The 21,644-nt window shown below is 75.0% G+C and carries 8 protein-coding genes; 2 read left to right on the forward strand and 6 right to left on the reverse strand.

The genetic code is table 11. The features are described 5' to 3' along the window. The first annotated feature begins 23 nt into the window (after positions 1–23). A complete protein-coding gene (locus tag GA0070604_RS19615) occupies positions 24–2,060 on the forward strand; it encodes a hypothetical protein (RefSeq protein WP_091120325.1) in 2,037 nt (678 codons plus the stop codon). 99 nt (positions 2,061–2,159) lie between these two features. Beyond that, positions 2,160–3,167 (forward strand): XRE family transcriptional regulator, encoded by a 1,008-nt coding sequence (locus tag GA0070604_RS19620; RefSeq protein WP_091120329.1) that lies wholly within the window; start codon positions 2,160–2,162, stop codon positions 3,165–3,167. A gap of 166 nt (positions 3,168–3,333) precedes the next feature. Here GA0070604_RS19620 and GA0070604_RS19625 read toward each other — a convergent pair whose 3' ends face one another. From GA0070604_RS19625 to GA0070604_RS19650, 6 genes are all read right to left on the reverse strand, one after another. Further along, the gene (locus GA0070604_RS19625; protein WP_091120334.1) at positions 3,334–4,350 is read right to left on the reverse strand and encodes a peptidoglycan-binding domain-containing protein; all 1,017 of its coding nucleotides are present in this window, start codon (positions 4,348–4,350) and stop codon (positions 3,334–3,336) included. Next, on the reverse strand, positions 4,347–6,269 hold the full coding sequence (locus tag GA0070604_RS19630; protein WP_091120337.1) for a DUF4097 family beta strand repeat-containing protein: 1,923 nt from the start codon (positions 6,267–6,269) through the stop codon (positions 4,347–4,349). Before GA0070604_RS19630 ends, GA0070604_RS19625 begins: the two co-directional genes overlap by 4 nt. 124 nt (positions 6,270–6,393) lie before the next feature. Next, positions 6,394–8,223 (reverse strand): hypothetical protein, encoded by a 1,830-nt coding sequence (locus GA0070604_RS19635; RefSeq protein WP_091120340.1) that lies wholly within the window; start codon positions 8,221–8,223, stop codon positions 6,394–6,396. Further along, positions 8,220–12,863: a hypothetical protein gene (locus tag GA0070604_RS19640; RefSeq protein WP_091120343.1), complete on the reverse strand. Its 4,644-nt coding sequence runs from the start codon at positions 12,861–12,863 to the stop codon at positions 8,220–8,222. Before GA0070604_RS19640 ends, GA0070604_RS19635 begins: the two co-directional genes overlap by 4 nt. After that, a complete protein-coding gene (locus tag GA0070604_RS19645) occupies positions 12,860–17,875 on the reverse strand; it encodes a PQQ-binding-like beta-propeller repeat protein (protein WP_141721346.1) in 5,016 nt (1,671 codons plus the stop codon). The genes GA0070604_RS19640 and GA0070604_RS19645 overlap by 4 nt, the downstream gene beginning before the upstream one ends. Position 17,876: 1 nt before the next feature. After that, complete coding sequence (locus tag GA0070604_RS19650) at positions 17,877–21,521, reverse strand: DUF6603 domain-containing protein (RefSeq protein WP_091120350.1); 3,645 nt, start codon at positions 21,519–21,521, stop codon at positions 17,877–17,879. Positions 21,522–21,644: the final 123 nt, after the last annotated feature.

Below are 21,644 nucleotides of genomic sequence, written 5' to 3' on the forward strand. Positions count from 1 at the left end.
TCCACCGTCGAAGGAGATGCGTGGTGACCACCCCCAGGCGATTTCGTTCCGCCGTATCCGTGCTGGTGGCCGCGGCTGTCCTCCCACTCGGCACAGCCGCCGCAGCAGGGCCGCCCGCGGTGCCGCCGCAGTTGGCCACACACGGTGCCTGCGACCCGATCGACCCGACGGCGTGCCTGCTGCCCTTCCCGAACGACTACTTCACCGTGCCCGACCCGACCAGCCACACCGGCCGGCGGGTGCAGCTCCCGGCCACCTCGATGCCGGCCAACGTCCGCGGCGTCCCGATCGACCCGACGGAATGGAACCGGCAGGACGGATACAGCCCCGGCACGCCGATCCTGGTACACGTGGCCGGGCTCGACGCCGCCGCCACCGGCATCGCGCCGGTCACCGACATCGGCCGCTCGCTGGCCCCGGACGCGCCGATCGTGCTGCTCAACACCGCCACCGGCGAGCGCACGCCGTACTGGGCGGAGCTGGACGCGCACGCCGCGGCTCAGCCCGACCGGCGGCTGCTGATCATCCGGCCGGCGGTCGCGCTGACCGAAGGCACCCGATACGTCGTGGGGCTGCGCGGCCTGCGGGACCGGAACGGCGCGCTGATCCCGGCACCGGCCGCGTTCCGGGCGTACGTCACCGGCGCCGGCGCCAACCCCGGGGACCGCCGCGCCCCGCAGATCAAGCGGATCCTCGCCAACCTGACCACCGCCGGCGTCAAGCGGCACGACCTCTACCTGGCCTGGGACTTCACGGTGGCGAGCCGGCAGGGCTTGACCGGACGGATGCTGGCGATCCGCGACGGCGCGTTCGCCGCCCTCGGCGCGGCCGCGCCATCGTTCACCGTCACCCAGGTCGTGAACTACCCGCCGGAGCAGGATCCGCGGATCGCCCGCCAGGTGAGCGGCACCATCGACGTACCGTCCTATCTGACCGGCAGCGGCGGGCCCGGGTCGCGACTGCACTACGGGCCGGCCGACGGCGACGGTAAGGCGCACACGCCGGATGCCCTGCCCACGCCGTCGGGCGCCACGGTACGGGCCGACTTCGTCTGCAACATCCCGCGCAGCGCCTCGGCCGCCGCCCCGGCGCACCTCTCGCTCTACGGCCACGGCCTGCTCGGCCAGCCGACCGAGATCAACGCCGGCAACGTCAAGACCATGTCGGCCGTCCACGACTTCACCTTCTGCGCTACCAGCTGGATCGGCATGGCCAACGCCGACGTCCCGTACGTGGCCGGCGCCTTCACCGACCTCAGCGCCTTCCCCGCGGTGGCGGACCGACTGCAGCAGAGCTTCCTGAACTTCCTCTTCCTGGGCCGGGCGATGATCCACCCGGACGGTTTCGCGGCCCACCCGGCGTTCGAGGACGCCAACGGGCAGCCGCTGATCGACGGGCCGGGTGGGCTGCACTACGACGGCAACAGCCAGGGCGGCATCAACGGTGGCGCCCTGACCGCTATCGCTCAGGACTGGACCCGGTCGGTGCTCGGCGTGCCGGCGATGAACTACTCGACGCTGCTGCAACGCAGCGTCGACTTCACGCCGTTTCAGAACATCATGGACCAGTCCTACCCGGACAAGGTCGACCAGCAGCTGATCTTCGCGCTGCTGCAGATGCTGTGGGACCGGTCCGAGGCCAACGGGTACGCCCAGCACATGACCGACGACCCCCTGCCGGGCACCCCGGCGCATCAGGTGCTGATGCACGTGGCCTTCGGCGACCACCAGGTCTCGCCGGCCGCGGCCGAGGTCGAGGCACGCACCATCGGTGCCCGCCTGCACACCCCGGCGCTCGCCGACGGTTGGTCGCTCGACGTCAAGCCGTACTGGGGCATCACGCCGATCCCGGCGTACCCGTACACCGGCTCGGCGATCGTGATCTGGAACAGCGGTGCCGCCGCCGCGCCACCGCCGGCGAACCTCCCGCCGGTCGGGGCGCAGTACGGCGACGATCCGCACGAGTTCCCGCGCGCGCAGCCCGGGGCACAGGAGCAGAAGGCAAGGTTCCTGCTCACCGGCAGCATCGTCGACGTCTGCGCGGGGGCGCCCTGCCCGTGACGAGCGAGCGCGGCCAGATGTTACGGGCCTCCATGGCCGTCCTGGATGAGGCATGCTGGCTCCGTGGTCGCAGGCGCACCCGTGGAACGAGTTGATCCCATGGCAGGACCTCCCCGGCCGGAGGAGGCACAGGACGCCGCGGAGCTGGTGGCGGCGCTACGCCGGTTGCGGTTGTGGTCCGGGCTGGCCTACCGCGAGCTGGAGCGCAAGGCGGCGGCGGACGGCGCGGTGCTTCCGAGCAGTACGATCGCCACCGCCCTGGGTCGTCCCACATTGCCCCGCGAACAACTTGTCGAGATGCTGGTCAGGGCCTGCGGGCTCGGCGACGCCGAGGTGGACCGGTGGCTCGCCGCACGCAAGCGCATCGCGATGCTGGACGAGAGCAGCCCACAGGCGGGCGCCCAGAGCGTGGCGGTGGAGCCGACAGAGCCTGAACCTGCCCTCTCGTCGGCGCCTCCCGAGCCTGGCCCGTCGCGTGCCCGCCGGTCCCGTAGACCGGCGCTGCTGGCGCTTGTCACGGGCCTTGTCCTGGTCGGACTGGGTGTCGGCGGGTACGCGCTGTCCATCGATGAGGACCGGACGGCGACCACGCGGACGCCGGCTGCGGACGCCGCGACGTCTGGGCTGGGTCCGCCCATCGGCGATGCCGGTAGTTTCGTCCAGATCCGTGCGGCGCACTCCCCTGAGCTGTGCCTCAGCGAAGGGCGCGACGAGCGGGGCCGCTACCCGAACGCGGTCGCCGCCCTGCGGCCCTGCCAGGCCGTGCCCCCTCGGACATTCCTGGAACCGGTCGGCGCCGAACTGGTGTTCATCAAGTGGCTCAGCCCCACGGAGGGCACCGGCTGTCTCACGCTGCTGACCGACGGCGTCGCCGAGAACCTGCTCGAGCCGCAGAACGAATGCAGTGAGGTCCGGTACCAGCAGCTGTTCCGGTTCGAGCGGCTCGGCCGGGCACCGACCGACCGTTACCGCCTGCGGTCCGCGCACACCGGGCGGTGCATCGGTCTGCTCGACGACACCGCCACAGCGGGCGCGACCGCGGTGCAGGAGGACTGCACGAAAGCGCCAGAGCAGGAGTTCCTGATCGACCTGTTGCCATCCGCCTGAGCCGGTCACCCGACAGTCGGCGGCCGGTGGCGGCCGTATGGCGCAGCCAGCCGTCGCTGGCAGCCGACCACCACGTCGGCGCGTCGGGCCGGGCGGCCCGCCCGGCCCGGTCACGATCAACCGCAGCTGCTGGGGTAGCCGGCGACCTGCCGTCGCTCAACCGGCGTCAGTAGGTCACCCGCACCCCCATCTCCCGCCAGGTCTGCCGGCCGACGATCCCGTCCACCGCGATCCCCCGCATCCGCTGGTACCAGCGCACCCCGGCCTCGGTCTTGGCCTCGAACCGCCCGGTCACCCGGCCACACCGCCGCTCGCCGATGAACCGCTGCACGAACGCCACGTCCTCGCCGCTCGTCGCGGCCCGCAGGGTACGCGATCCGGGCTCCCGCCGCGCCGGTTCCGGTGCGGGCGCCGGTCGGGTGGTCGCCTCGCGCAGCGCGGCGAGCGTCTTCGGGCCGACGACGCCGTCGACGGTGAGCCCCCGCGCCTGCTGGAAGTCGCGTACCCAGGCCTCCGTCCTGGGGCCGAAGTCGCCGTCCACGGTCAGCTTCGCGCCGAGCCGGTTGGCGAGGGTCTGCAACTCGCGTACGTCGCCGCCCTTACCGCCCCGGCGCAGGGTCCGGTCGCCGAGTCTGGGCACCGGGGCCTCGGCGATGCCCCAGCCCACGGTGCTGGACTCCAGTGCCCGGTCGTGACTGACGCTGACGTGCAGGTGCTTGTCGTGCGGGTTGCTGCCGGTGTACCGGGCCGCCGCGAACGTGCGGGTCCGGCTCCAGACCGTCCGGTCGAAGATGACGTACTGGGTGGACGGGTGGGCGATGCACTTGCGGACGACCAGCATCGGGTCGACACCGTCGATGTCGATGTCGAGGGCGTTGACCGACCGGTTGTCGGCGTCCGGGTTGTGGTCCGACCGGGTCGCCTGGTGCGCGGCGTCCCCGATCCAGCCGTCGGATGCCCGGTCCCGGTGCGGCCAGCGCCGGTCGACCTCGTCCCGGAGCGCCTTCAACACCGGTGCCAGGTGGTAGGCCGCCAGCGCGGCGGACTTCGACCCCGGCCCGTCGGCGGCCTGCTCCTCCTCGTGCCCGAAGAGGTCGTACTCGACCGGCTCGCCGATCCGGCTCTCCGGGTCGTCGTCCTCGGGAACCCGGTCGAGGTCGGGTTCCACGGCGGGGCTGTTCATCTCTCCTCCTTCGGCTGGCTGGCGGATTCCGGCGCGGCGGTGGGAGACGGGACCTCGACGGCGGGCGGGACGGTGGGCATCGCCGCCCGCTCGGCGGCGGCAGCGGCCAGCAAGCCGGAGAACAGCGAGGCGGCGAGCACCTCCGGCTGCAACGGATCGATGTCCGCCCGGATCGCGGTGACCTGCCAGTAGAACCCGTGCGACGTCCTGGTCCCGTCCACGGTGCGGACCCGGAACTCACCGGCGGTGACCCGGGAGGCGGCCAACGGCGACACCGGTTCGTCGCCCTCCAGGATCGGGGTGAGCTGGACCGTCCGGTCCTCCAGCCGGGTCAGCGCCTCGAAGTAGTCGGGTAGCTCGACCGTGGCGACGCCGTCGACCAGCCGCCCCTCGCCCCGGTAGTAGACCCCCTGCTCGGGCCCCTCCAGCGCGGCGTGCACGAGCATCCGCCGGTCGGCGGCGGCCGGATCATCGAGGGGGTGGTCGATCAGGAAGGACTTCCCGCCGGAGGCGTAGATCGTGCCGCTCGTGCCGTTCAGGATGATCTTGTGTGGACCTCGGACCGGCCCGACGTAGACGGCACCGGCCGCGAAGAGGTCCCAGGTGGCGATGCCGCCGCCGCTACCGGGCGGGATCCAGCCGGGTGCCATCGTTACGCCGAGGTTGCCGACGATCTCCGCGTTGCCGCCGACCCAGGCGCGCTTCTCCACCCGCAACGCGCCCGCGTCCCCGCCGGTGTTGCCCTCGGAGACGACGCTCACGCCCTCCGGTCCGGCCAGGGTTATTCGCTGCCCCCGCAGGGTCATCCGGCCCGGGGAGTCGACCGTCCGGTCCCCGCCGCCCAGACGCACGTCGCCGTTGAGTGTGGTGGCGCCGCCCACGACCAGGTCGCCGCTGGCGCCGCTCTCCCGGACCAGGATCAGCCCGCTGGCGGCCCGGAGCGCCGCCTGGCCGTCGGTGTGCAGGTTGAGCCCGCCCCGCCCGCTGACGCTGGTCGCCCGCAGCTCCCGCACCTGCAGGTCGGCGTACGGCTTGCTGTGCAGGGCATAGTCCAGGCTCGGCCAGTCGGCGCTGCGGTCGACCAGTTCGAAGCCCCGGCCGGGGCGGAACGAGAACTGCGCGTGCTGCACCCCGGGCCCGAAGAAGCCGAGCGCGGCGAGCACCTTGTCGGCCTGCACCGGCGCCCCGTGCAGGCTGCCCATGTGCAGCATGCCGTGGCTGATCCGGAGCCGGTCCGCCCCGGCCTGGGCGAACGCGATCGCGTCATCCGGGTCGTTGTGGTTGGCGATCCGCAGCACGGTGTTCTCGCCGTCGACGATGGAGTAGCGGATGAACGCCTCGTCGCCGCTGGCCCCGACCGGGAACTGGATGCCGGACTGCGGGGTGTCGCCCATGGTGGGCACGATCGCCCCCGCCGGCACCCGCAGCCCGGCGGCCCGCCGGCCGGTCTCCTCCACCGTCACCACGCCCTGCCGGCGGGCGACCGTGCCCAGCACGATCTGCCGGCCGGGGTCGGCGGGGGCGGTGGTCGAGACCGTCACCACGCCCCGCTCGGTCCACCGGGTGTCGCCGGCCACGCCGCCCTCGTCACGTCGGTCGGTGAGCTGCTGGAAGTAGCTCAGCACGACCTGGAACGCGCCATCGCCGGGCAGGCTCACCCGCAGGTCGGACGGAAGCACGATGACCGTGCCGTCGGCGTCGATCGCCACCCCCTCCCGGACGGTGACGTCGCTGCCGGTGGCGGCCAGTTCCAGCCCGCTGACCACGCCCACCGGTTGCAGCAGGCGGGCGGCGAGATTCTGCCGGGACAGCAGGTAGTCGACCGCCTGGGCCAGGTCGGCCGCGCGCAGGTACTGGTGGTCGTAGTACCGGGGGCGCGCCATGGGCAGCGGCAGGTTCAGCTTCCAGTTGATCGTCATTGCATCTCCGAACGGATCGGGGTGTCGGGGACGAGCGGGCCGGCGGGCCCGAAGTCGGTCGAGGCCGGGACCGGTGTCGGCCTCCGGCGGTACGCCGCCGCCCGGGTCGACCGGGCGACGGCTCTCATCGGGGCTGTACGGCGTCGTAACGCAGGCCGCTGGAGACATCGCCGCCGGTGGCGTGCCGGGACCGGCCCAGCCACAGGTGCACCGAACCGTCCGACCAGCGGGCGAGCTGCCAGCGGCGTACCACGCGCAGGCCGGCCCGGCCGACCTCCTCCTCGGGGATGGCGAGTTCCACCAGGCCGGTGCCGTCCGGTCCGGGGCGCCAGTCGAGCACCTGGCTGTGCCCGGTCGCCGGCACCGGCGGGCCCTGCTCGGAGGCGACCTGGATCGGGACCCGGCGCAGCCGTACCCGGGTGGGGTCACCGTCCCCGGCGGTGGGCACCAGCGGCACCCAGTTCTCCGGCACGGTGCTGGCCAGCGTGTACGCCAGCTCCGGCACGTCCGCCCCGGTGGGCGCCGGACGTGGCGGTACGGCCACCCGGGCGACCTGGGCGGTCCGGTCGATCGGCCGGCCGGTGGCCCCGGTGACGGTACGTTCGATCGCCCAGACCAGGTTCGCCATCTCGTCCCGGCCGAACCGGACCTCCTCCACCGGGTCGGAGTCGACGGTGGTCGCCGCGGTCGGGGGCAACACCAGCACCTCAGACGGTTCGCCCGCCACCGGGTTCCAGGGCCGGAACAGCGCCCAGCCCCGGGTGTCGGGCGCGGCCGGCACCAGTGTCTGGGTGCCGAAGGTGTCGGTGACGATCAGCGACCGGATCCGGGTGGCCGAGCCGACCGGCAGTTCCAGCGGCACGACGAAGTGGTCGTTGGCGTAGACCAGGCCGAATTCCAGGAGGAACATCCGGCCCAGGTCGGCGGCGCCCGCCCCGACCTGGGCCAGGTTGATCCGCGAGTCCTCCAGCTCCCAGAACCGGGTCGACGGCATGCCGGCATAGGTGACCGGCATCGGCAGCGTCACCCGGACCAGGTCGGGGCGGTCCGAGGGCGGGGTCTGGAGGGTCTCGTCGGGCCGGTGGTCGAAGTGGTACCAGTCCAGTCGGTCGCCGTCGTACTCCCGGGCGGCGAGCACCAGTTCCCCGTCCGGTCCGGCGGCGCCGACGGCGAACTCGTACTCCAGCCGTTCCCGCTGCCAGGCGGAGCCCTCGGTCCCCGCCACGCTGACCAGCGGATAGAAGTCGCTCGGCGGCCAGGGCGGGGTCGCCGGCCGGGGGTCGACCCCCGGGGAGATCACCGCCGGCAGTTGCAGCAGGTAGCCGCCGGGCGGGCCGGCGGGCCGCTCGGACACGCCGAGCCAGCCCAGCCAACCGGCGATCGCGGTCCGGACCGCGCCGGCCAGGGCCTCCGGCACAACCTCGGCGAACGTCCCGTCGGCGATCGCCCGCAGGAGTCGGTCGCCGTGCGGCACCCGGCCCGCCATCAGCCGCAGGTAGCCCGCGGTCTCGGGGTCGAGCCGGGACGGCGCGTCGGCGGGCACGGCCGGAACCGGGTAGCTCGCGGCCACCACCGGAGCCAGCGATCCGGCGCCGACCTCGGCCAGCAGGCGCAGGAACTGCTGCCCGGTCTCCACCGAGAACCGCAGGTCGTCGGCGGTGCGGGCGCTCTCCCGCTCGACGTACGCCTCCAGCGGCACCTGGCCGGGCAGCGGAATGGCGTCTCCGGTCCGCCCGCCGGCCCGGTACCGGGTGAGTGGAAGCACCTCGGCCTGTACCCGGGCCGCCACCGGCGAGCCCGCGTCCTCACCGAGGAACTCGCCGAGCTGCCACTGCCGGCCCAGCAGCCACAGTGGATCCGCGGTACGCGCCTGCAGCGCCGGGCTCAGGTCCGCGCGCCGGGTCCGCGGCTCCAGCCTGGTCCAGCTGGTCACCGACGGCGTGCCGTCCGTCATCTCTGCTCCTCGGGAGTCGGCGTGGTGCGGCCGGCGGTGGGTAGGGTCGCCGCGTCGGGGGCGAAGTCGGTCGTGGCGCCCGGCTGGGCGACGTTGACCGGGAGATAGAGCGCCGGAAGGAACTGCCCGCCGGCACCGAGCGAGTCGACGTCGGTGACCCGGGCGATCGCCAGGTCCAGGGCCTCTTCGAGGGTCTGGACCAGCGCCGCCGGCTGCCAGGTCGGGGCACCGTCGGAGCTGACCCCGAGCAGCACCGCCTGCGGGGCGGCGGCGGCCGGCGCGTCGTACTCGAAGGTGAGGCCGGTCAGCGCGGTGGCGGCTGGCACCACCTCGGTCCACTCGTCGACCAGCAGGCCGTACACGGGCCGGTGCGGGTCGAGGTCGCCGAGGGTGGCCAGGACCAGCGAGATCGGCCGGGTGTCCGGCCGGGGCGCGGTCTCGCCGACCCACCGGTCGCCGTCCTGGTACGGCAGTTGCGCCACCTGGACCCGGGCCGGGACGCGCACCGCGCCACCGGCGTCGAGCACCTCGGCGAAGGCCAGCACCTCCTGGAGCCGGCCGACCGCCGGGCGGACCCGTCCGTACCGGGTGAGCCACCGGCGTACCGCGTGCGGCGTACCGCCCTGGAGGTCGGCGCTGGCGGCGAGTGCGGCGGCCAGGGTGACCGGATCAGGCGCCCGGCTGAGCGAGAGCACCGGCGCATCGGCGCCGAGCAGCGCCCGGATCCGGGCGACCTGGAGGTCGCGCCGCGCCTGCGGGGGTGCGGTCGGGTCGTCGAAGTCGGTCGCCGGCACGCAGCCGCAAACGCCGGGCGGGCAGGGGGTACGGCCACGGGGCCCGGCCACCACCGCGCAGTGCGCGGCGATCCGGCGGGTCAGCTCGTCCCCGGCGTACCGGACCGCCTCGGCGACGACCGCCGCCGACGCCGGCCCCGGCGGTGGGGGCTCGACCCCGACCACGCCGAACCCGGCGGCGGTGCGAAGCAGGCGCCGCACCGCCGCGTCGTCGTCCGCCGGAGCCGACGGCGGGTCGAGTTCCCGCAGTGCGGTGGCGGTGGCCCGGGCGAGCTGCCACAGCTCGTCGGCCGCGTGCCGGGTCTCGGTGTCGAACTGCGGCGGGACGTCCGGTTCCGCGCCGAGGTCGGCGGCGAGCAGTTGGCGGCTGCGGCCGAACAGGTCCCGCAGGGCCGCGACGGCGGTCAGGAACTCGCTCAGGCTCACCGATCGGCTCGGTGAGCCACCGGTCGGCTCGTAGTTCAGCTCCAGCCGCCACTGCGGGGTCACCTGTCGCGGGGCGAACCGGGTCCAGGCGACCAGTTCGATCCGCCGGTCCAGATCGGTGCCGGCCGGCGCGCCGGGATGCGGCGGGGCGGCGACGTGGTCCACCGCCGCCATGCCCAGGTAGTCCAGGGTCGCCGCGACGTACGGCGTCACCTCGGCGCCGTCCGGCGCGTGCCAACGCATCCGCCAGTAGACCCGGTTGGCGGACGGCAGCAGCGCCGCGACCAGCGCGTCGACCGCCGCCCCGATGATCCGGGGCTGCTCGGACCGGCCGGCCGGCCAGTCCACCCGTCGTGCGCCGAACCGGTCGTCGAGGTGGAACAGCAGGGCGACCCGGTGGGTCACCGTCACCCCGCCACCGTCCGGCGTACGGCTGAAGTGCAGCTCGGGCGGGTGGCCGGCGGCACCGGCAGCGGCGTCCAGCGCCGCGGCGGCCCGGTTGAGATCGCCGGCCGCGAGCTGGTGCACGCCCTCGGCCAGCAGCGCGTCGCCGACCGCGTCGACGTCGTCGGCCAGCCCGGCCAGCAGGTCGCCGAGGGCTTCTGAGGCGGCACCGGGCAGGGTGGCCAGCTTCGCGTCGAGCGCGCCGGCCCGGTGCAGCCGGTGCAGTTCGAGCCCGTCGGTGACGGCGGTGGACTCGGTGGTCGAGGCGATCGTGATCGACCGCCCGTCCGGCGACGGGTCGACCCGGTGCGCCCGGACCGGCGCCAGGTCCCGGAACAACGGGACGTACTGGTCGAGGGCGCCCCGGGGGTGGTCGTGCAGGCCACGCTCGAAGCGGTAGCCGAGCAGCGCGCCGAGGGGCTGGCCGTCGCGGAGGCCGGCGAGGATCTGCTCGGCCGTCCGGACCCGGCGGGAGGAGAGGTCCACCGCGACCGGGTTGTCGGCTCCCCCGCCGTGTGACCGCCAGGCGCTACGCAGTACCGCGGCGGTGACCGCCTGTGGCTGCGACGGGGCGTGTACGTGTCCGGCGTCGGCGGGGGCCGCCAGCAGTTTCGGCCCGGCCTCGCTGGCCGGCACGTGCGCCGGGCGGTCGACCAGCACCGGCGGCGGCGCCGGAACCAGGTCGGTGACCCAGCCGTACGCGCCGACGTGCAGCCCGGCCGGCAGGTCGGCGGGGCGGCTGGCGGCCAGCCGGTCCAGCCGGATCGTGGCCAGCGAGGTGATCCAGGCGTCCAGCCGGTGGGCGGTCAGGCCGAGTGTGCCCGCGACGTACCGTTCCAGGTCGGCCGGGTCGAGGGGCTTCGGTGGCGCCTGCGGCTCGGTGGGGTCGGGCGGCGGCGGGACGAGCGCGTCGGCCAGCCGGGTCAGCGCGGACCGGAATGCGGTCAGTTCGGCGGTGGCCTGCCGGTGCCGGTCGTCGTCGGGCGCGCTGCCTGCGAGGTAGTCACCCACGTCCAGCCCGCCGCTGCCGGGCACGGTGATCGCCAACCGCCGGGCCAGGGTGGCGGTACGCTCGCGGGCCCGGACGTCGACCAGCTCGGGTTCGGGGATCTCCGCGGCGCCGGGCAGCCCGGCCAGCGTGGCGAGCCGGCCGGCGGCGGCCGAATGCTCGGCGATCAGGGCGGCCCGCAGGAGCCGGTAGAGCAGCGGCACCGGCCGGTCCGGTGCCGACCGGTCCGGGATCCGGTCGCCGCGCAGCGGCACCGCGGCGAGCGCGTCGAGGTAGGCCCGCACCCGGGCCGGGTCCACGGCCTCCGGCCCGTCCAGCAGCGGGGTGCCGAGCGCGAAGGACTTCCTGGCGAACACCGCGAGCGCGAGCCGTGGGTCGGTCTCGCCGGCCAGTCCGAGCGCGGACAGCAGGGCCCGGCCGGGCTCCACCACCTGCTCCTGCCAGCTCGCGTCGAGGTCGAGCCGGAGGAACCGCCACAGCCAGCTCACGTACTCGTTGCCGAGGACGCTGCGGGCCCGGACTTCGACGGCCCGGGCGTCGGCGGCCAGGATCTCCAGCAGGGTCTGCTCCGGATCGGCGAGGCCCGGACGGATCCGGGGCGCCGGTCCGGCGAGCCAGGCCCGCCGCCAGAGGTTCTCCAGCACGGTGACCGCCCGCCGCTCCCCCGGGTCGGCCGTCTGCCAGCCGCGCAGGGCCGCGACCGGCAGCAGCCCGTACGGCTGCGAGCCGATCCGCAGGGTGGGCAGCGGCCCCTCGGGGTGGACGTGCGCGACGAAGTGCTCGCGGATCTGCTCCTGCTCGGCCGGGGTGGCGACCGGGAGCAGGTGGCGCAGGGTGTTGCCGAGGCCGGGGTGCCACAGCACCTGGCGGACCAACCGCTCCACCGGGCGTTCGTCGAGGCCGGCGTGGGCGGCGCGGGCGAGCGCGGTCGGGGCGCCCGACCGGGGCGTCCGGCGGCGGGCGCTGCTCAGGTCGTCGTCGAGGTCGTCGGACAGGAGCGGCACCGCGAGCGCCCGGCTGACGAGTGCCGCCGCGCTCTCGTTCGCCGGGTCGACCCCGCCGGGCACCTCGTCGGCGGCGGTGACCGGGGCGACCGTGGCGTGGCCGGGCACGGTCACCGTCTCGGTGTGGTTGGTCGGGGTGCCGGGCGGCAGGAAACCCAACCCGTCGGTGGCGGCGTGCGCCTCCAGCAGCCGGTGCAGGGCCCACGCGGCGTCGTCCGGGCCGGTCGCGTCGTCCACCCCGAAGACCAGCAGGCGCTCCACCGGCCGGGGTCGCCCGCCGGCATCGGTGGGCACCTCGACCGGGAACGCCATCCCGGCGGACACCGCCGCCTCGTAGTCGACCAGCCAGCGCATCCCGGCGTCGACCGGGGGCAGCCCCGGCGGGACGTCGGCCGGTACGACGCTCTCCGGCTCCCCGGGCAGCACCGGGGTCAGGCTGACCGCGGGGTCCCGGGTGACCGGCTGCGACACGCCGGTGAAGAGGACACCGTCGACGGTCCGGCCGACCGCGTACCAGCGGCTGGGCAGCAGCCGGGCCCGGGCCGGCTCGGTCCACGGCGCCGGCCGGGACAGCGGGTCCAGGGGGTCACCGTCGGCGTCCGGCTCCATCACCCGGGCGATCCAGCCGGCCCGGGCCGCGCCGAACAGGCGGACCAGCTCCGTCCAGGCCGGATCGGTCGCGGTCGGGCCGCCGCCGGCCAGGTCCGCCCAGTACGCCCGGCCGGCCGCCTCCTCCGCCTCGGTCAGTCCCGGCTCGTGGCTGTCCACGTGGATCTGGTCCGGGAAGACCCGGATCCGCAGTGTGGCACCGCTGAACCTGCTCTCCAGCCGGACCGGTAGCAACGCCACCGGGTACCAGGTGGAGAGGCTCCACGGCGTCTCGGTGAACGCGCTCGACAGGCGTACGGGTTCGGTGGCCCGCTCTGGGCCGACGGTACGGCGCGCGGTGCGGGTGCTGGTCATGACGGGTTCTCCGGGGTCGGTAGCAGGTCGCTGGCGTGCCGGGCGAGCAGGACGGGTTTCTGGAGCACCACCCGGGCCATGTCGGCGGCGGTACGGCCGAACACCGCGCCGTCGATCGCGTCGGTGGGCAGTCCGGGTGCCGCCGGAGAAAGGAACACCGCGCCGTCCGGCAGGTGACCCCAGTGCAGGTCGTCCCAGCGTTCGAGCGGGTCCGGCGGAACGGGTGGCGGCCACTCCTCCGGTGCCAGGTCCAGGCCGAACCGGGCCGCGGTGGGCTGTTCCCGGAGCAGGAAGAAGTAGCCGGGGTCGCCGCCGGGGTCGGGTTCGCCGCGCGCCTCGTCGGCGGTGAACGGGAAACCGAACAGCAGCAGGTCCGGGGAGAGCCAGGCGTTGAAGATCGGTGGCAGGTCCACCCCGACCGGTTCCCGCCGCGTCCCGACCCAGGCGGCCCGGCGCATGGTGACGACCGTCGAGGGGAAGCGGCGCAGCACCTCGCCCCGGATGACCAGCACCAGCGACTGTTCCCCGGGGGCGCCGACGGCGGTCAGGTGGGTGCCGAGCGGACCGTTGCGCCAGGCGTCGTCGGTCAGTGGCGGAATGTCGGTGAGCGGGTCACCGGCCGACCGCGCGCCCCGGACGTCCCAGAACTGCCGGAACCAGGTCTGCCGGGGGTCGGCCGGGAAGCCGCGCCAGAGCATCTCCCGGCTCATCTCGTGGTTGAGTCCGACCAGGAACGCCTCGATGAAGCGGGGGTTGGCGGCGAGCGCGGTCATCGTCTCCGGCGCCACCGCCGGCAGGTTCGGCGCGATGTGCTCCTGCGACAGCCCACGCAGCAGTTCGTACGCGGGCACGTCGAAGGTGATTCCGGCGAGCAGGGGACGCAGCGGGTCACCGCTGTCCGGCAGAACGTCCACCAGGGACCGGCCGTCGACGCTCACCTCGGCCAGCACCTCGTCGGGGACGGCGGTCTCCGGGCGGATCAGGGACCGGGCCGCGTACGCGGCGGCGTCGAGCGGGATCCGCTCCGGCTCCTCGTCGCGGGCGAGGGCCTGGACCGGGACCAGCCAGCCCTGGTGGGCGTCGGCGGCGAGGATGAACTGGTCGCCCATGGTGGCCCGGTCGGCGACCAGGTCGGGGCGGAGGTCGCCGAGGAACAGGGTGCATCCGCGCCCGGTGCCCGGGTCGGCCAGCCCGGGGGTGAGCTGCGGTGGGCTCCACCGTACCGGCACGCCGGTGGCGTCCAGGTCGAAGCCGACCTGGGTGGCCAGGGTGCCGGCCGCGGCGCGGTACGACACCACGACGTCGGGCTGGCGGGTGCCGGTCAGGTCCGCGACGGCGGCACCGGCGGCGGGGGCGGCGGCCACCGTCGCCTCGTTGTCGACCGCCCGCAGGACGGTCCAGGCGCCGTCGGCGACCCGACCCCGGCGGTTGATGCCGCGCCCGGTGCCGTACCGGGCCAGCGGCTGGCCGGCGATGTCCCGCCCGGTGGCGAACAGAAACAGGTCCGGCGTGAGGTCGCCGGTCATGTCCACCACCTGGACCCCGACCGACCGGACGGTCTGGAAGGCGTACGGGGCGGGCAGCGAGTCGCTCCAGCCCCGGGTGACCCGGCCGGACGGGTCCAGCCCCCAGCCGACCCGGTAGTAGACCCGGCTGGTGCCGGCCGGGTCGTTGACGGCGTACGCGACGACGAGTTCGGCGACCTTGTCGCCGTCCAGGTCGACGACCGTGGCGGCGACCGGGCCGGCGTACCGGCTGATCGGGTCGGGCAGTGCGTACGGTCCGGTCCAGGCGGTCGCGGCGCCGTCCGGGGTGAGCCCGGTGCCGACCCAGTAGGCCAGGCGCCGGCTGTTGGCGTCCGGTCCGGGCAGCACCGCGACCGCGAACAGCCTGGGCGGGACGGTGGCAGCCGGCGTGCCGAGCGTCACCGCGACACCCTGCGCCGGCGTGCCGGTACGCGGTCCGGCCGCGGCCGGGGTGAGCACGTTCTCCCGCAGCGCGCCGTGCTCGTCGAGATGGTGCACCGACTGGGTACGGACCACACTGTCCGTCCCGTCGTCCACCTGGTACGCCACCAGCAGCGACGACAGCAGCCCGACCCGGGGCGGATATGGGTTCTCCGCCGGCGGCGGGGCCGGGGCCGGGGCGTCGACCGGGCCGGCGCCGCGCGGGTCGGCGGGCGGGCCGAAGTCGAGCCAGCCGTGGCCCCGGTCCCCCCACTGGTAGGCGGCCATCCCACCGGCCGCGGTGCGGACGAACAACTCGCCGTCCCGCTCGTTCCCGAGCACCGGGCCGGGCCGGTGCGGGGCGATGCCGCTGTCCGGCCGGCCGATACCTTCGGTCCAGAGCCAGTTAATGAGCCCCGACTGGCGGTCGTCGGGGACGCTGGTGCGCCCGTACACCTGCAACTCCGACGGCTGGCCGTCGGGATGGGCGAGCACCAGGATCTCCGGCTCCTCGCCGATGCCACTGGTGGTCGTGCGTTGGGCCAGCGAGACGATCCGCATTTCCCGCAGCGGCGGACCCGTGAACCGGACCCGGCCGTGGGCACGAAGGTTGCCGTCGCTGAGCCGCACGGTGCCCAGCTGCCCGTCCGGCGTCAGGTACGCCAGCCGCTCGTCCCCGTAGGGGTCCTGGTGGAGGCTGGCCGGTGAGCCCCAGACCACCGGGCTGGAGACCCGGATGCTCCAGGTTCCGTGGTAGCCGAAGAGCCGGCCGGTGGAGGTGGCGACGTAGACGCCGCCCGGCACCGGACGCGGGGAACCCCACAGCCGCTCGCCGGGAGCGAGGTCGGGGCGGCCGAGCGGGGTCCAGGTCCGGGCGACCGGGTCGAAGTGGTGCAGCTGCCCGTCCGCGCCGAGCTGGAAGACGTTCCTGCCGCTGGCGGTGGGCCGGCTCGCCGTACCGCCGGGTGGGCCGCCGCAGTCGGTCCAGATCCAGCGGTCGCCGTCCCACCGGCGTTCGAAGAGCCGACGGGCCCGGGTGCCGACGTAGATCCGGTCGGGGGGAGCCACGGCGCCGGAGGTGGTCACCGTGGTGCCGGGTGGGGTGCCGTGGTCCCGCCACACCCAGGTGCCGTCGAGCCGACGGTGTTCGAAGAGCCGGCCGTCGTGGGTGGCGACGAAGTAGCGGTCCTCGCCGAGCGGGTCGCCGCCGTTGCTGGCGATGGTGGTGTCCGTGCCGCCGGCCAGGGCTGCCCGGGCAGCGGCCATCCCGGTCCGGCCGCCGCCGCGCCACCAGGGATCCGCCGCGGCCTGGCGGACCAGTTCCGGGGTGACCGTCTCGATCCCCTCGCCGAGCACGTCGTCGATGAGGGTGCCGCCGGTGGGGATCCTGGCCGGCGGTACCGCGGTCGCTCCGCGGGCGAGCCGGGACAGGGCACTCTCCCGGCCGGCGGCGGCGAGCGTAGACCGACCGGCCTCGGGGCGGGCCCGCCGGGCCAACGGGCCCCGGGGCCGAACCAGCCGGCGGTACGGGGCGCTGGTGGCCGCCCGCGCGCCCTCGTTGCCGACGAGCAGGTCGTCCAGCGACTCGGCGGTGGCGGCGACCGGGCCGGCCGCCAGCGAGGGTGGCGGCGCGGCGACCAGATCGTGCACCGGCCGGGTCAACGTCACCAGTTGGTCGTTGCCCAGCGCGCCTCCCGGCGTCCCGGGGTCGACCCGCTTGGCGTACAGGGCCGTCGCGGTGTCCCGGGCGGCCCGCCCGCGCCGCAGCTGCTCGTTCACCTCCCGCAGCTGGGCCGCGCGCTCCCAGGCGGCGGTGGCCAGTTCCTCCTGGTACTTCTGCACCACCTGGGTACCGAGCCCGGCCGCGGCCCGGTACCGGGGGTCCAGGTTCAGCCCGGCCAGCCAGACCGGCTCGCCCCCGGGGGGCGGCACCCGCCCCTCCTGGAGGTGGATCTCGCCGTACAACGGCGGGGTGAACCAGTCCTCGACGTGTTCCAGCAGCTCGGCCATGCGGGCCTGCCAGGGCTCGGCGACCTCGGGCGCCCAGGCGTCGGGGGTCATCGAGGGCGAGGCGAGCGCTCCCTCGAAGGCGAGCACCGACCGGCCCGGCACCCCGGCCGGGGTGATCTCCGGCAGCCCGCCGCCGGCGGCGGAGACGTCCACCTGCCGGCGGCCGACGTCGGCCGGGAGCGCCCGGGCCCGCAGCCGCCGGACCAGCGACTCGAAGTCGCCGTCCGGCCCGGTCCGGAACGTCCAGTGGTGGTAGACCGGCAGCAGCACCGGGTCCTGCGGGGCCGTCTCCGGGCCGCCCCAGGCCGGACCGACCTCGGCGGCGTCGGCTGGCAGCCCCAGACCGGCCCGCACCCCGGCGTCGAAGGCCGGTACGACCGCGGCCAGGTACTCGGTCCCCGGCGCGAGCCGGCGCGGGCAGATCAGCCGGGACAGGGTCCGCTCGGGATGATCGACGAGGGTGCTCGCCACGTCCTCCTCCGCCGTGGCGAGCAGCACCTGGGCGTGCGCCCAGGCCCACGACTCGGTCAGGTCGGGCAGTTCCTCGACGGTGGTCGCCAGTCGGGGCAGCGCCCCGCCGATCGGCTTCTCCAGCCGCCCGGTCGGGCCGACCGGGACCACGACCAGCACCAGCCAGGGTTCCAGCCGGCCGAGCGGGTCGGGTCGGGCCGGGGTGTGGAGCCAGGGCAGGTCGGGACGGTCGAACTCGACCGCGGCGAAGGCGGTCACGTCGACGTTCTCCGCCCCGGCCGCCGGGTAGCTGCGGATGACCTGCCGGGCGTCCAGGGCGGTGACGTCTCCGGGGCCGTACAGGTAGGCGGTGGTGTCGCCGTCGATGCGGACCGGCTCCGCCGATCCGTCGGAGTAGCTGCCCTCGACGCTGACCGAGAGCGTCACCCCGGCCCGGGCGGGTCGCCGCCCACCGGTCCCGGCCGGTCCGCCGGCTGGCGGTGCCGTCCCGACGAGCGCGGGCGCCGCCCCGGCCTGCGGTACCGGGTCCGAGATCAACCGGGCGACGCCGTCGCGCACCCAGGGAAGGAATCGAAGACCACCCATGTCAAGACACCTTCCCGGTGGGGGCGAGCGCGATGGTGGGGTACGGGACGGTGACGGTGCGCCGGCGGACCAGCCGGGCCCGGTCGCCACCGGGAGCGACGGCGGCGGCCTGGGTCGCGGTGGGCAGCGCCTCGACCACCGGCCGGTCGAGGGCGCGGGCGGCGATGCGGCGTGCCCGCCGCGGTACGCCCCGGCCGGGCACCCAGGACGGTCCCGCGTCGTCCACGCCGAGCCCGGGGCCGGCGAACCGGGTCGCCCCGGTGGTCCGGGTCCGGGCGTTCGCCGCCGGCCCGGTGGCGGCGAAGAGGGTGAGCAGCCGGTCGGGCTCCGCGGCGGCCAGTGCGTTCCCCGGCCGGGCCGGCATCGGCCGGCCACCGTCCTCGGGGTCGTCGATGATCACCCGGTCGTACGCCTCGTCTCCGGAGAGCCCGACGAAGACGGTGTTCGCCGGGTCGGGCAGCGCGGTGCCCTCCGGCAGGCGCACCGTCGTTCCGGCGGGCAGCCGTTCGAAGCCCGGGGTGGTCAGCTGCTCCTCGGGGGTCAGGTCGCGGAACTGGCCGGGCGCGAAGTCGTCCATGATCGCCTCGCCCAGCCCGCCCGGCACCCCGTCCTCGGCTCCGGCCCGAACCCCCGTGATGGTGAACCGGTTCGGCCCCACGATCCGGGAGGTGCCGATCCGCTCCAGGTCGACGTCGAGCGGAAGCACGTTCTGCCGTACGCCGAGGGTGGCGCCCGGGGTGAGCAGCAGGACGTCGCCCGCGGCCTGGACCGGTCGCAGCGTGACCGGTTCGCCGCCGGTACCGGTCGCGGTGACCTCCCAGGCCCGGGGGTGTCGCACCGCGATCGCGATCAGCCCGGAGGCGTCGAGGTAGCTCGGTTCCCGGTCCTCGGCCTGGCGGCCGTGGCTCCAGTCGAAGCTCTTCGACACCTCCAGGAACAGGAGTTTGAACCGCAGCCTGCCCCAGGCCCGCCACAGCCCGGGTCCGCTGATGCCGATCACGGCGGTGAGTCCCAGCAGTTCTCTGCTGCCGATCTTGACGGTCAGAACGATGCCGAGTTCCGCGGTGAACCAGAGCGGATCGAACTGGATCAGCACGTCCAGCCAGGTCCGGCCGCCGATGACCAGCCCGACCGCCTGGAGGTTCACCTCCACCAGGCCACCGAACTGGACGGTGTTGGCGGTCACCGCCAGGTACGTCTCGGCCCGGATGCCGTTCCCGATCTGGCCGAGCGCGATCGCGCACCGCCTGAGCTTGGGGAACCACGCCGGGTACGGGCTGCGGGGATGGAACCCGCCGATCGAGATCGCGAAGTGCTTGTGCCTCCCCCAGCCGGCGCGCAGGGCCATCTGCCCGGTGACCGGCAGGCCGAAGAGGTTCGAGTCGTACAGACCCGCGTCGACGGCGACCTCCTGGCGGTCGACGTCGTAGACGCCGGCGGCGTTCAGTTGGAGCTTGCCGACCGTTCCGAGCGTGACGACCAGCTTGCCGAGCAGCAGAATCCGGATCGGCTCGGGAAACTCGACCAGCACGGCCAGGTCCGCCACCACGCAGCCGGCGAGGAAGTCGAGCCGGACCATGGCGCCGACGACCGTGCCGGTGGGGTCGACCGGAAAGAGCCGGCTGAGCGCGGCGACGATCTCCGGCGCCCGGCCGACCGGGTCCTCGGGGAACAACAGGTGGTCGAGGCTTCCCGCGCGGGCGGCCTTGCCCACCTCCTCCGGGTTGCTGCGCCGGTTGTGTCCCACCAGCAGACCGAGACCGGTGAGCCTGATGCCCCAGAACAGCATCAGGCCGGGGTTCCAGCGGAGACTGCCGACGGCGAGCATGGAGAAGGTCTCGCCACCGTCGGCCTCGGTGATCCGGGTGCCGTCCGGGTTACGGGTGTCGAGCATCGCGACGAGCTGCGCCCGGAACCCGCGCGAACCCCCGCTGCCGGCCAGGAAGTCGACGCCGAGTTCCAGCGCGCCGGCGTAGCTCCCGCGCTGCTTGTCGCGGAAGAGGTAGCCGCCGCCGGTCAGGATGCCGTTGTCGAGGCGCAGGCTCACCCCGTCGGGCGGCTGGAACCGCGGCGTCAGGTCGGCCGGGCCGAGGTTGCCGACCCGGGTCCCGTCCGCGGTGGTCGGGAGCGCGGACCCGAGGGCCAGGTCGAGGCGTACGCCGAGGTTCGACAGATAGCCGCTCAGCGGGCCGATCCGGGCCCGGAGGAAGGTGGTCAGCACCAGGCTGACCCGGCCGGCCTCGCTGTCGCCGGAGAGCGCGACCCGCAGCCCGTCGAGCTGGATCACCCCCAGGGTCAGGTGCAGCGGGTACTCGGCGGTCAACGCGGCGGCGCCGGCCAGGTGCGGACCGGTCCGCAGCGACCAGCCGACGCCGAGGTCGAAGCCGATCCGCAGCCCGTCCGAGGGCAGCAGCTTGCGGATCAGTCCGTCCCCGTCGCCGGGCTTGACGACCAGCTCGGCCCGGCCGGCGCGGAGCAGCAACTCCACGTCGTCCCGCCCGGTCCCGAGCGCCGCCCGGGCGTTCAGCACCAACTGCCCGATCGCCAGATGGGTGCCCTGGGGCGCGCCGAAGACCCAGCCGGCCTCGTCCGGTGCGGCGATCCGGGCGACCTCGGCGCTGAACCGTACCTCCGGCTCCGGACCGGCGACGGTCACCCCCGCCGAGTTGATCGCGAACAGCGGGCCCGTCGCGTGCACCTCGGTGGCGACGTTCCAGGAACCCACCGCACCGGTCCGGTTCACCTGGCCGGTCGGTGCCAGGATCACGGTGAGCCGGCCGTCCCAGGAGGCCAGGGCGAGGTTGAATCCGGCGGTGAACCGGGGGTCCGAGCCGCCGTCGAGGGCACCGGTGGGCTTACCCGGCCCGGAGAACCGGACCCGGAGCAGTCCGTCGGCGAGGCGTCGGCCCGCGTCGCCGAGGTCCGGGCCGACGCCGGGACGTACGCCGTGCGTCGCCTCCACCCCGAGCGCGCGGAGCAGCCCGGCGAGCCGGGGCAGGACCCGGGCGGCCATCACCTCGACCCCGGCCGGGGTGTCCCATCCCAGCGGGGCGTACAGCTCGGCGAAGTGCGCACCGGGGGCGGTGACCAGGTCGGCGAGCCGGTCCAGGTGCACCTCGTCGCGCCGGCGGGGCAGCCGTACCGGGTTGTCCCCGGCCGGCAGGGCCGGGCTCGGGTCCTGCTCGGCCGCGGGTGTGACCAGGCCGAGCAGGGTCAGCAGGGGCAGCAGCCAGGGGGCCCGGCGCCGCAGGTAGACCAGGATGAGGTGGTCGATCAGGTCGTCGGAGAGCTCCCCGGCCAGCCCGTCGGCCGTCCCCGGCCCGCTACCTATGCCGGGTGGCAGCGCGGCCACCGCCTCGAACGCCTTGCCCGCCGCGCCGCCCGCCTCGACCAGGCCGCCGAGCGAGCCGGACCGGGTGAGCGCGGCGCGCAACGCGTCCATGGCCGGCTCGATCTCGCCCAGCCAGCCCTGGATCGCGGCGGCGTCGTCCCCGGTGAGTGCCACCAGGTCCCAGCCGAGCGCCCGCATCAGCCGGGCGCGCCGCCACGGGTCGACCGCGCCGAGCAGCGGCTCGACGATGGTCAGCACCTCGCCCCAGAGCACGGCGAGGGCGTTGCGGTTCTTTGCGGCGTCCCCGTCGGTCATGCCCACGTCTCCTCTTCCGTCCACGTCGCGGTCCGTCCGGGACCGCCTCCCCGTCGCGTCCACCGGTCACCGGCGCCCCGCCGGGCGCCCCCACCGAACGGAGCGGCACCATCGCCCCGGCCG

The organism is Micromonospora eburnea (assembly GCF_900090225.1).
Classification (GTDB): Bacteria; Actinomycetota; Actinomycetes; order Mycobacteriales; family Micromonosporaceae; genus Micromonospora; species Micromonospora eburnea.

Coding starts and splice junctions, on each gene's coding strand:
- GA0070604_RS19620 (WP_091120329.1), top strand. CDS start 2,160: ATGGCAGGACCTCCCCGGCCGGAGGAGGCACAGGACGCCGCGGAGCTG.
- GA0070604_RS19625 (WP_091120334.1), bottom strand. CDS start 4,350: ATGAACAGCCCCGCCGTGGAACCCGACCTCGACCGGGTTCCCGAGGAC.
- GA0070604_RS19630 (WP_091120337.1), bottom strand. CDS start 6,269: ATGACGATCAACTGGAAGCTGAACCTGCCGCTGCCCATGGCGCGCCCC.
- GA0070604_RS19635 (WP_091120340.1), bottom strand. CDS start 8,223: ATGACGGACGGCACGCCGTCGGTGACCAGCTGGACCAGGCTGGAGCCG.
- GA0070604_RS19640 (WP_091120343.1), bottom strand. CDS start 12,863: ATGACCAGCACCCGCACCGCGCGCCGTACCGTCGGCCCAGAGCGGGCC.
- GA0070604_RS19645 (WP_141721346.1), bottom strand. CDS start 17,875: ATGGGTGGTCTTCGATTCCTTCCCTGGGTGCGCGACGGCGTCGCCCGG.
- GA0070604_RS19650 (WP_091120350.1), bottom strand. CDS start 21,521: ATGACCGACGGGGACGCCGCAAAGAACCGCAACGCCCTCGCCGTGCTC.